We start from the raw sequence: 11,005 nt of genomic DNA on the forward strand, positions 1-11,005 counted from the left end.
GCTTCATCGTCCGAAAAATGGGAACTTTCCGTTATTATCCTAACCCTCTCAAATTTAAGCTGCTTCAACTCATAAAGAAAATTCTAAGACGTTAAAAAACCAAGGTTTCCCTTGGTTCTTTTGTGTTTATCTATAACGAGGTGACGCGAAACCACGGATATTTCCATGACCAATACGGTAAGTATTGCGTTTAACTTCGTTATTGCTGTTGCCTTCAATCGTATGAATGATACCATTTTCAACTTTTTCGACAATACCAATATGATCAGCCCAGCCATCGTTTTGCTGGGTATCTTTATCCCAGTTAAAGGTGATAATATCGCCGGCTTTAGGTGTAGAATTACCATCTTCATTCCAGATACCTAAACGTTTAAAGATGTGAATATGGCGCTCAACACCGCATTCGCGACCGATAAGATCGCTCAAGCCTTCTCTTTGGAAAATAACTGTCGTGAAAATATCGCACCAGTCATCTGAATTCTTCACAGCATAACCAACCGGTAACGGTCTAACGCTATTATAGTCATTGACCAGACGGTGGTGCTCGGCACTGCCTCCCTTGACGCCAACCATCGCTGCTGCTGCTGCAAGAACACGATCACGCTGACTGCTAGGCGATTGTGGATGCTTAATAGAAATCGTGGTCTTCTCTCCACCAGCCCCTTGCAGCTGATTACGATTATTCAAGTAATATAGGTGAACATTGTACTCGCCTTGGCTATTTTTATGATCTCTTGCATAAACATGCTTGCGATAAGTACCATCAGCTTGGCGTTCCGCCGCATACCACTGAATATCATCTTGTCCATTTTGACTGGACCAAGTTGGCAAATAGACAGTTTTGACACCTTCTGGAGCTACAACGCCAGAAACGACGATATCAAATTCACCAGTTTCATTGTTTTTATTTTGGATACTGATTTTTCCTTGTGGTTTCTCCCCTGTCGCAATGGACACCTTGGTTGTTGTACCACCGACGCCGACCAACTTACCGTCACCTTGAACGTAATATAAATGAACACTGTAGTCGCCAACAGAATTCTTATGCTCGCTAGCACGGACAGTAAATTTATAAGTACCGTCTGACTGTTTTTGTGCCTTGTGCCAAATCAAATCATCCTGACCTTGATCATTTGACCAAGTCGGAAGCAAGACTTCACGAACGCCTTGCGGGCTAGAAACTTCAGACACGATCACATCGAATGTACCGGTCTTTGGATTATTGTTGGCAATAGTCAGCTTGCCTTCTGGTTTAGCAACGGAAACCTTAGTCGTTGTACCAACAACGCCAACCAACTTGCCGTCATTTTGAATATAGTACAAGTGGACACTGTAGTCGCCAACAGAATTCTTGTGCTCACTAGAACGGACAGTAAATTTATAAGTACCGTCTGACTGTCTTTGCGCCTTGTGCCAGATGATGTCGTCCTGACCTTGATCATTTGACCAAGTTGGAAGCAAGACTTCACGAACGCCTTGTGGGCTGGAAACCTCGGACACGATCACATCGAATGTACCGGTCTTGGGATTGTTGTTGGCAATAGTCAGCTTGCCTTCTGGTTTAGCAACTGAAGCACGAGTGACTTTGGTTGTTGTACCACCAACGCCGACCATCTTGCCGTCGTTTTGGACATAGTACAAGTGGACGCTATAGTCGCCGACAGAGTTCTTATGCTCGCTAGAACGGACGGTGAATTTATAAGTGCCGTCTGACTGTCTTTGAGCCTTGTGCCAGATAATATCATCCTGACCATTCTCATTTGACCAAGTCGGAAGTAAGACTTCACGAACACCTTGCGGGCTAGACACCTCGGACACGATCACATCAAATGTACCGGTCTTTGGATCGTTGTTGGCAATAGTCAGCTTGCCTTCTGGCTTAACAACTGAAACCTTGGCCGTTGTACCACCGACGCCGACCAACTTACCGTCACCTTGAACGTAATACAAGTGAACATTGTATTCGCCCGTAGAACCTCTATGGTTGGCAGCATTAACTGTCAGCTTATAAGTTCCGTTGGCTTGCTTCGTTGCAGTGTACCAAACAATATCATCTTGCCCACGCTCACTGGACCAAGTTGGAAGTTTAACTTCCTGAACTCCATGTGGTGCGGAAACTTCGGAAACAACAACATCAAATGTGCCAGTTTTTGGATTATTATTTTGAATACTAATCTTACCTGTCAGCGGTTGTTTAACCAAAGTAGCTCTAGCTGTAAATCTTCCAGAATAGTCAATACTCTGGTCGAAAACATGCTTACCAGGCAACAATTGCGCTTGAGAAGTAAATTGCCAAGCTCCTGCTCTGCTATTATACTTCAAATTTTTAGCATCATTTGCACTTAGCTTAGGTGCTGGATACTGAGCAATCCAAAAATTATCAAGGCCAAAAAGAGATGTATTGATTGAACCTTTGTGGCGTAGATTGTTCTGGTCAACCCAGCTAGCGCTCGTGTAATACATCAGATTTGCATATCCTTGCTTGCGCATTTCATCTGCCCAGGCCTGAGTATGCTGGTTGATCCCCGTTTGCATTTTAGGGTCTTCCATGTCATTGACCATGACTGTATTTTTGGGCAGGGACAATTTATTAGCAAAAGCAGCATAGTAACGGGCTTCGGCTCTGGCTTCTGCATCATTTGTATAATGCGAGAAAGCATAGGTTGATACTTGCAAACCAGCTGCTTGCGCATTCCGAACCTGAGACTCAGCAAAAGGATTAGTATAGTGGGTTCCTTCTGTCAGCTTGACAACGACACCGCCGACACCTTTGGATGCTAATTGGCGATAGTCTTCTACGCTGATATGGCCGTTATGACTACTCACATCCACAAAGGTAGAGCCCTTGATTTCTGCTTCTGAATTGCCACGCGCTGTTTGTCCTGCTGAAGAAGCCGCATTATAAAAAGAAGTGCTGCCTTTTTTGGATGCAGGACTGACGCTGATCGCTGGGGAAGTCTGCTCAGCCTTTACTGGCTTCTGAATCGCTTCAGAAGCAGCTGATTTTGCTTGTTCACTTGCTTTATTTTCTGGTACATTCTCCTTGACCAGACTAGCAGCAGGTGCCAGATTTTCTGGTGCCTTGTATACTGGACTAGCTTCCGCTTTTGCGACCGAGCTTTCTTGTTTGACTTGACGATCTGTGGGTACCGCTTCTGGTAAGGCTACCTGCTGAGGTTGATGATCCTTTTCTACTTGAAGTTCTACCTTAGCTACTTCAGGGTCTGTGATTGTCGGCGCATTTTCTTCTGCCTGTACTACGTTAGCCGTTGCTGCTAGCAATATAGCTGTACTGGCTAAATAGATAAGTTCCTTTGATTTCACCTTTTATCTCCAAACTTTTAAAAAGCTTGCCACCTTTAAGGCGACAAGCCATTTATTGTTATTCTTATTTCACAAAATCAAGAAGAGCTAAGAAACTTTCAGCTTCAAGTGACGCACCACCAACAAGGGCACCATCAACGTCTGGACAAGCCATGTATGAAGCAACGTTTTCAGGTTTGACTGAACCACCGTATTGAACGCGAACTTTATCAGCAACTTCTTGACCAAAGTCAGCAGCTACAACGTCACGAACAACTTTACACATTTTTTGTGCATCGTCTTGTGAAGCTGATTTACCAGTACCAATAGCCCAGATTGGCTCGTAAGCGATAACTGATGCAGCAACTTGTTCAGCTGTCAAGCCAGCCAAAGCAGCTGATACTTGAGCACCTACGAATTCAGCAGCTTTACCAGCTTCGTAAGTTTCAAGGCTTTCACCACAACAGATGATTGGAAGCATACCGTTTGCAAAGATTGCTTTAGCTTTTTTGTTGATATCTTCGTCAGTTTCATGGAAGTAGTCACGGCGTTCTGAGTGACCGATAACAACGTAGTCAGTCCCGATTTCTTTCAAAACTTGTGGGCTTGTTTCACCAGTGAAAGCACCTGCATTTTCAAAGTAGCAGTTTTGAGCAGCAACTTTAAGGTTTGAACCTTTTGCAGCAGCAAGAACAGTTGTCAAATCAACTGCAGGAGCTGCGATACCTGCTTCAACAAGGTCTGATGAAGGAAGTTTTGATGCAACTGCTTCAACGAATGCTTTTGCTTCTTCTGGATTTTTGTTCATTTTCCAGTTACCAGCGATAAATGGTTTACGTGACATTTCACATACCTCTTCTATTTTTATTTATATGGGCTATTATATCATAAGTAAGCAAATTAATAAAGGTTATCCACAATTTTTCATCAAATCGTAATGTTTCTACTAGTTATCCACAGTTTTGGCTGTGAATAAACCATTTAAAGATCTCTAAGCATCTTTTACTTCCTATTTTCCAGCAGTTCTTCTATATCTGTAATGACTCTGGCCTGCATTTTATTGAGCTTGTTTATCTCTGCATCCGAGTATGGGAATGTGTTCAGCAACACTCCATCAATCCCAACAGTTTGAGCAATAGCCATATCCGTAGAAAAATCATTGCCAACCATCACCGTGTCTTCTGGATTGAGCTGATTCTCTTCCAACACAAGCTCTAGCCATTCTGCTTGTGGTTTTTTGATCTGATAATCCGAAGAAATATAAACTTTGTCCAGATAATCGGCACAACCCGTCAATTCAATTTCTGGCATTGTAAAAGCCTTTTGAGCATTAGAGAGCAAAATAACATCGCCTCCCTGATCCTTAATGGCCTTTAGAACTTTCAGGGTATTTGGATAGGCATGGAGCTGACGACGGGACAAACTCCGAAAAGTCACGGCCAACTGCTCTCCCCAAGCCTGCACATCTGGAAGCGAAGTCCGTGTCTCATGCTTGACTGGTGCTTCCTGCAAAAGCTGGATGAAAACCGCCACCAAATCAACCTCGGGATAGGCCACGCCTTTCTCTTGCGCTATCTTGCTTTCTTGCTTTACTACCAATTGTCTATATTGCTTTTTCAAGTCTTCTGGCTGATAATCTGCTCCATAAGCTGCATAGATGTGGGAAAGATACAACCATAAAGTCGGATCATCTTCGGCAGTCCTGATATCCACCAGTGTTCCATAAAAGTCAAAAAGATAATGTTTATATTCTAACTTGTGCATTTTTGCCCCTTTCGCCAGTGACAAACATGGTAAAGGTCCCCTTGCAGACATTCTTTCCATCTTGGTTGACAATATCCACATCCACCACTCTAGTCGTTCGGCCGGCATGGACACATTTTCCCTTAATGCTCAGGGTATCGCCAAGCTTAGCCGCTTTGAGATAATTGATGGAGGATTGTAGGGTCACGGCGTCAGCACCTTGGGAAATGATGACCAAACCGCTAATCTGATCGCACAAAGTAAATAGGTAGCCTCCATGCGCATTGCCATAGTAATTCAACGAAGAGGGAACGACCTCTGTCGTTACTAAAACATGACCATCTTTTGCCTCCTCAATTTTATAGTTTTCAAATGCTGAAATCGCATCAAAATGAAAATCTTTCATTCCTTACTCCATTAATTTTGCTTATACTTCATCATACTACTTTTACTAGCAAGGAACAATGATTATATGCACATTCCAATGGAAAAATTTTTTCTACCAGCTATTCAAATCCCCAGTACTACTAATCTATCAGCCGATTGGACTAGTAGCTTGGAAATGAAATTCTAAACCAAATTAGGCTGGTAATGAATCTAAAAATTCTCAGCTGAAGATTTGCAAGACAAAACATTAAACTAGGTTGGAAATTTCCCCAACCTAGTTTGTTTCTATTTTCTTTTGATAAAGGTAGGAAATCAAAGCCAAGCCCATTACGCCTAGACCAAGTAGGAGAAAGGTGGCTGTGTGAACACTTGGCAAAAGCGTCATCAGGAAAGTCGCAGGAGGCATGAAAAGAATTGCCAGCGTGTAAATAGTCGAGAAAACACGGCCTAGATACTGCTGCTCCACCTTGGTCTGAACCTGGCTGAAGAAATGAATATTGAACACAGTCATAAAGAGCTCGCAGATAAGATTTCCAGAGTATGAGAAATATGGATGAACCGGTAGCAAGGCCGAGACACCCATGACCGCAACTCCTACACCTGTCAATAACAGGGCTACAAGAAGATTTCCCATACTGTCCTTAACCTTGCTGGCTAGAATAGCTCCGATGATTGAGCCGATAGCGCCCAAACTCAGAATAGTCGCATAAGAGCCGGTCTTATCATAGAGCAGATTAGTGAAAGGCAGCAGGTAATTAAAGGCTGCAAAGAAAAAGTTGACTGCAGAAGCTACCAAAAGCAGAAAGAAGATTTCTTTTTGCTGGCGGATATAGACTAAGCCTTCCTTGATATCTCTCAGGATATTGCCAAGATTGATGAGAGACTTCTGCTTGCTTGGCTCATGATTAGGCAGAAAGTAAACCAAGGCAAAAGCCAGAAAGAAGCTCAGCGCATCCAGTTGAAGAGTCACTCGCAAATTTGCATACTGCATCACAATAAAAGATAAAACAGGAGCTGAGACACTGATAACCTGCAAGACCAATTCCAGATGAGAATTGTAGGCCACAATGTCATCCTTGTCCACAATCTCTGTAATGTAGGATTTATTAGCCGGCCGAGAAAAAGCAAATGCTATAGCCTGGACCACATTGGCAAAAATCAGTGCTCCAATCATGAGCTGGTCATTTGAAATAAAAGAAATCAGCAGACAAAGAACGGCACAAATCAAGTCCGTTACCATCAGCACCTTACGTCTGGAAAAGCGGTCTGTAATGGCTCCACCCAAAGGATTAAATAAGATAGAAGTAACTAGCTCTGATATCTGATAAATGCCCAAGACCGTCTGTCCCAGAACTCCCAAAGAAGCAAGCCAGATGCTATTTCCATAGTCATAAAGCATATTCCCAATTTTATTAATAGCAGCTCGTGTAATCAGCTGTACTGCCTGTCGATTCATAAAAATACCTCCTTCCATTTCTGAAACTATTGTATCAGAAATAGAGGGAGGTTCTTTGTTTTTCCCATATTTGGGAAATTATACTTTTACAAACTTATCGAAATGCTCTTGATAATAGGCGACTTGCTCAGGTAGTTCCAGAACTTCAAATATGCGCATAGCTTCCTGCATTTGCTTGATTCCCTGCTTCTTCTCTCCCTTCTGATAAGCCGCAAAACCTTTGAGATAGAGGAAGACATTGCGTTCATAGAGTTTGATGCCCTTGCCAATGATTTTCTCTACGTAAGCCTCAAAATAACTAGCCTTATCAAAAGAACAACTTTCCAAACAATGCTGGTAACAATTGAGCGCTAAAATCAAGACTAGTTTCTTATGGCGACCGATTTCTTTGTAGTAGTCCTCCCGCTCCATGACTTCCTTGCCCAGACGATAGACGTAGTCCACATCATAGAAGCTATAGAGATTGCCAAAGAGGATCAGCTCATACATCGTCCATTCTTCCACTTGGAAGAGATAATCAGCCACCTTATCTAAATCTTCTTGCCTCATGTGAAACTGACCGTCTCGCTGACAAATCAAGCCCTGCATCAAAATCCAATTCAGCTCATAGTAAAGAGGCGCCTTGCTGGCCTTGGCCTTTTCCAACTGCTCCGCTTGCAAGTCTTGAAATCCCTTGATGTCATTTGAGTAGTAAAGAGGGATAATCTGACCCATCATAGCCACGTGCTCATGCTGCTGGAAATTCCGAGCCTTATCCATAAAATTTTCAAGAGTCACATAAATATTATCCAAGAGATCTAAAAATTTCGATAGGGTCATGTCCGACTCACCCAGCTCAAAACGAGACAGCTGAGAGGTCGAGCAAACCTGACCGGCTGCTTCCTTCAAAGAATAATGCCCATTTAAACGAAAATCGCGAAAAACTTTTCCTAAATCTTCCATTTGTTTACCACTTAAATTCCTTTAATTGCTGTTTCGCTTCCCTAGTCGCTCTTTCAAAACTACCTTCACCGACCCTTGTTCGGATTTTATTTTCAGACGAGGCTCTTTTCGTCAAAATCTTATCGGCTGAAAATCGGAAAAGGCAAATTCTGCTAAGAATCCTGTCTACTTATCCCTTTTACCCATACCAATCGTTCTTTTCATCTGTTTTTAATAACTCTTTGTGTTTTTTCAAGTACCTCTTCCCATACCATTCCTCTACAGTCTTACCTTCCCACTGACGATATTCTTCTGGGTATTTCCATTTGTAGAAAGCTTGTAAATAACTAGGAAATTCGATGTAGATTAGCATAGCAATCACAGCAATATTTAGGATAATCCATGTTATCAAAAGACCTAAGCCTTCCAACGAAGTTGAAAATTTTATGGAAAAACTCTTTATAATAAAGTTTATAATTACTCCAATTCCCAAAAAACTCATTCCATAGATCGCTATCTTATTGGCAATTTTGTTGCGAAGAGAAGAGCCACTTCCATTACCATACATCAGTTTTTTAAGACTTTCAATTTCAAGGCTAAACATAAAATAGGCTAATATAGTAATAAAAGCAAAAATTGCAGCAATCATCCAAACAGATAAAGTTGGTAATGACATATCAATAGCTAGCAGGTTAAATTCAAAACTAAGCCAAATTAAAAATGTGAGAACATGAAAATGATAACGATAAGGCAGTATAAACGCTTTTCTAAAAACTTTACCAATCAATATGATAAATACCCAAATTAAGAAACAGACTAGATATACCTCAGCTGTTAGTAATGGATGTTGATAGATAGGCAATCTTAAATCTTTAGGATCAGAGTCGTGCAAGGATAGCGAGAAAACAAGAATCATAAAGTTTATAATTACAGGACCGATAAGAGTGAAAACAATATTCTGAATATGAAGAACTAGTTTAGACTTTCCTTCCCTATAATATGTTTCTAACTTAGAGAAAACATTTCCTTTCTGGTACTGTACAAACCCATCATCTTCTAGATTTAAACTCTCTTCAAAACTTGCGCTAAAAATAGATTTTTTAGTCATAACTTGGATTACCAATCTTCTTTTGTATTAGTTCAGGGTGTTTTTTCAAGTACCTTTTCCCATACCATTCCTCTACTGACTTACCTTCCCACTGACGATATTCTTCTGGGTATTTCCATTTGTAATAGGCTTGGAGAAAATATGGTAAACCTATAAAAACAATTATTGCAATCACCACAATATTAGCAAAGACCCATAGAAGTAAAAAACCAAATGCTTTCATGGAATTTGAAATATCTACAGTAAAGCTTCCGAAAATATATTTTATAATCATACCAATCCCTAAAATCCCCATGCCGTAAATAGAAATCATTTTAGCAATCTTATTACGAAAAGTCACTTGTCTATCCTCATCATACATAAGCTTTCTTAATCCTGTTAACTCCATACTAAACATCATGTAAGTGAAGATCATTATTACTCCATATATAGCAATAATTTCCCAAAATGCTAAATTTGCTAATAGAATGTCAAAAACGATTAAATCAATTTCCAATAAAAACCAAAGCATAAATGTAAAAACATGAAGCTGATAGCGATATGGTAAAAGATAAGTTCGTTTAGTAAATTTTCCAAGAATGACTAAGAACAGCCAAATAAGAATTAAAATCAAAAAAACATTTACAGTTAATGACTCGTGCTTAGATATCGGAAGAGTCAGGGTCTTACTCTCATGAAATTCCATAGATACAACAAGCAACATAAAGTTAAATCCAACAGGAAAAATTAAACCTAAAATAAAACTTCTAATTCGAAACCAAAGAGATGCTCTCCCTTTTTTAAAATAGTTAGACGTTTTATCATGCTGCTCTTGCTGCAACTTTCGAAACCCATCATCTTCCAGATTTAAACTCTCTTCAAAACTAGCATTAAAAATAGATTTTTTAGTCATAACTTTGATTTCCAATCTTCTTTTGTAATAGTTCAGGGTGCTTTTTCAAGTACCTCTTTCCATACCATTCCTCTACAGACTTACCTTCCCATTCTCGGTATTCTTCAGAATATTTCCACTTGTAGTATCCTTGAAGCATAAAGGGAAATATCAGAAAAGTTTCTAGCAGGACAAATAACAAGTCACCTACAAACCAAATAAGCAAAACACCTAGGGTATCCAACATAAGGCCTACCGCATTGGGAAAAATCAACCTAAAAATGAGTAAAACTACAATAATTCCAAAACCATATTTGAAGATAAATGCAGCCACTTTATGAAACAGTCTCCCCAGCCAGTCTTGTTCGTCTTCTTGTTTACCATATAACAATGACAGTAACGAAGTTCGCCCGCTTCCGACGATAATGCAGCACATAAGCCCAAACAAAACAAAGAAAAGGATTGCCCCTGTCGCTCTTATCGTACTATACAAAAATGTCAGTAAAAATAGATTCATTTCGACAATCAACCAAATTAGGAATGTGACAAACATATGAAATTGTCCCCTGTATATAAGGATAAACTGCTGAGAAAAGTGTTTCCCCAAAAAAATCAGTAAAAGCCACAAGAGTAAGAAAATAATAAATAGCCAGTTGGGCAAGAAATTATGAACCGGTGGCAATAGAGGAGAATCCTCAGAATGATGATAAAGGTAATTGGTTAATGCTGTTATAAGCCAATTGGGACCGATTATGAAAACAATTGTTAAAACAGTCAACCATACATACGATTTTGTTGTACCTCTGTATTTCTCTTTTTCTTGAGCAGATGCTAAATTTTTATTTGAAAATTCTCCTGAAATAGGATCATCCTGTAAATTCAAACTTTCTTCAAAACTAGCATTAAAAATAGATTTTTTCTTCATTTTTTACCCAAAATACCAATACATTTCCTATTCCATACGGTGTCCAGAAATTGCTGCCATAATGACCGCACCTTTATAAGGGTTCAAATTATCTTTCACTTTGGAATTCATAACAGCAAAACTTTTCAAAACTCATATTTTCTATTATGAAATTTTATTGTATCTATTCTTTCTATATCTTTCAACAACCATAAACCATCTAACCATATTGTTTTGCCATAATAACAGAACTGCTGCAGCTGGTAAAATACCCATAAAGCTTAAAGTGATAATCTCACTGCCGATAGGTGT

At 40.0% G+C, this 11,005-nt stretch carries 9 protein-coding genes; all 9 read right to left on the reverse strand.

The window, feature by feature from the left end:
• Window positions 1–126: 126 nt before the first annotated feature.
• Entirely contained in the window at window positions 127–3,324 is a 3,198-nt protein-coding gene (locus tag Q0191_RS02785; RefSeq protein ID WP_297663635.1) for a GBS Bsp-like repeat-containing protein, read from the reverse strand.
• 64 nt (window positions 3,325–3,388) lie between these two features.
• The gene (tpiA, locus tag Q0191_RS02790; protein WP_005589685.1) at window positions 3,389–4,147 is read right to left on the reverse strand and encodes a triose-phosphate isomerase; all 759 of its coding nucleotides are present in this window, start codon (window positions 4,145–4,147) and stop codon (window positions 3,389–3,391) included.
• Between the two features lie 158 nt (window positions 4,148–4,305).
• Window positions 4,306–5,067, reverse strand: coding sequence for an HAD family hydrolase (locus Q0191_RS02795; RefSeq protein ID WP_297663638.1), 762 nt, complete (start codon window positions 5,065–5,067; stop codon window positions 4,306–4,308).
• Window positions 5,048–5,452 carry a PaaI family thioesterase gene (locus tag Q0191_RS02800; protein WP_297663640.1) on the reverse strand — a complete coding sequence of 135 codons (405 nt, stop codon included), beginning with the start codon at window positions 5,450–5,452 and terminating at the stop codon, window positions 5,048–5,050. The genes Q0191_RS02795 and Q0191_RS02800 overlap by 20 nt, the downstream gene beginning before the upstream one ends.
• Before the next feature lie 255 nt (window positions 5,453–5,707).
• Entirely contained in the window at window positions 5,708–6,889 is a 1,182-nt protein-coding gene (locus Q0191_RS02805) for an MFS transporter (protein ID WP_297663642.1), read from the reverse strand.
• A gap of 78 nt (window positions 6,890–6,967) precedes the next feature.
• A complete protein-coding gene (locus tag Q0191_RS02810; protein ID WP_297663644.1) occupies window positions 6,968–7,831 on the reverse strand; it encodes a MutR family transcriptional regulator in 864 nt (287 codons plus the stop codon).
• Window positions 7,832–8,009: 178 nt separating this feature from the next.
• Entirely contained in the window at window positions 8,010–8,918 is a 909-nt protein-coding gene (locus Q0191_RS02815; protein ID WP_297663646.1) for a hypothetical protein, read from the reverse strand.
• The gene (locus Q0191_RS02820; RefSeq protein WP_297663648.1) at window positions 8,911–9,810 is read right to left on the reverse strand and encodes a hypothetical protein; all 900 of its coding nucleotides are present in this window, start codon (window positions 9,808–9,810) and stop codon (window positions 8,911–8,913) included. Before Q0191_RS02820 ends, Q0191_RS02815 begins: the two co-directional genes overlap by 8 nt.
• Complete coding sequence (locus Q0191_RS02825; protein ID WP_297663650.1) at window positions 9,803–10,714, reverse strand: hypothetical protein; 912 nt, start codon at window positions 10,712–10,714, stop codon at window positions 9,803–9,805. The genes Q0191_RS02820 and Q0191_RS02825 overlap by 8 nt, the downstream gene beginning before the upstream one ends.
• Window positions 10,715–11,005: the final 291 nt, after the last annotated feature.

The organism is uncultured Streptococcus sp. (assembly GCF_938036805.1).
Taxonomy (GTDB): Bacteria; Bacillota; Bacilli; order Lactobacillales; family Streptococcaceae; genus Streptococcus.

Excerpts from the sequence above, each read along its gene's own strand:
- tpiA (WP_005589685.1), bottom strand. The coding sequence starts at position 4,147 with ATGTCACGTAAACCATTTATCGCTGGTAACTGGAAAATGAACAAAAAT.
- Q0191_RS02795 (WP_297663638.1), bottom strand. The coding sequence starts at position 5,067 with ATGCACAAGTTAGAATATAAACATTATCTTTTTGACTTTTATGGAACA.
- Q0191_RS02800 (WP_297663640.1), bottom strand. The coding sequence starts at position 5,452 with ATGAAAGATTTTCATTTTGATGCGATTTCAGCATTTGAAAACTATAAA.
- Q0191_RS02805 (WP_297663642.1), bottom strand. The coding sequence starts at position 6,889 with ATGAATCGACAGGCAGTACAGCTGATTACACGAGCTGCTATTAATAAA.
- Q0191_RS02810 (WP_297663644.1), bottom strand. The coding sequence starts at position 7,831 with ATGGAAGATTTAGGAAAAGTTTTTCGCGATTTTCGTTTAAATGGGCAT.
- Q0191_RS02815 (WP_297663646.1), bottom strand. The coding sequence starts at position 8,918 with ATGACTAAAAAATCTATTTTTAGCGCAAGTTTTGAAGAGAGTTTAAAT.
- Q0191_RS02820 (WP_297663648.1), bottom strand. The coding sequence starts at position 9,810 with ATGACTAAAAAATCTATTTTTAATGCTAGTTTTGAAGAGAGTTTAAAT.
- Q0191_RS02825 (WP_297663650.1), bottom strand. The coding sequence starts at position 10,714 with ATGAAGAAAAAATCTATTTTTAATGCTAGTTTTGAAGAAAGTTTGAAT.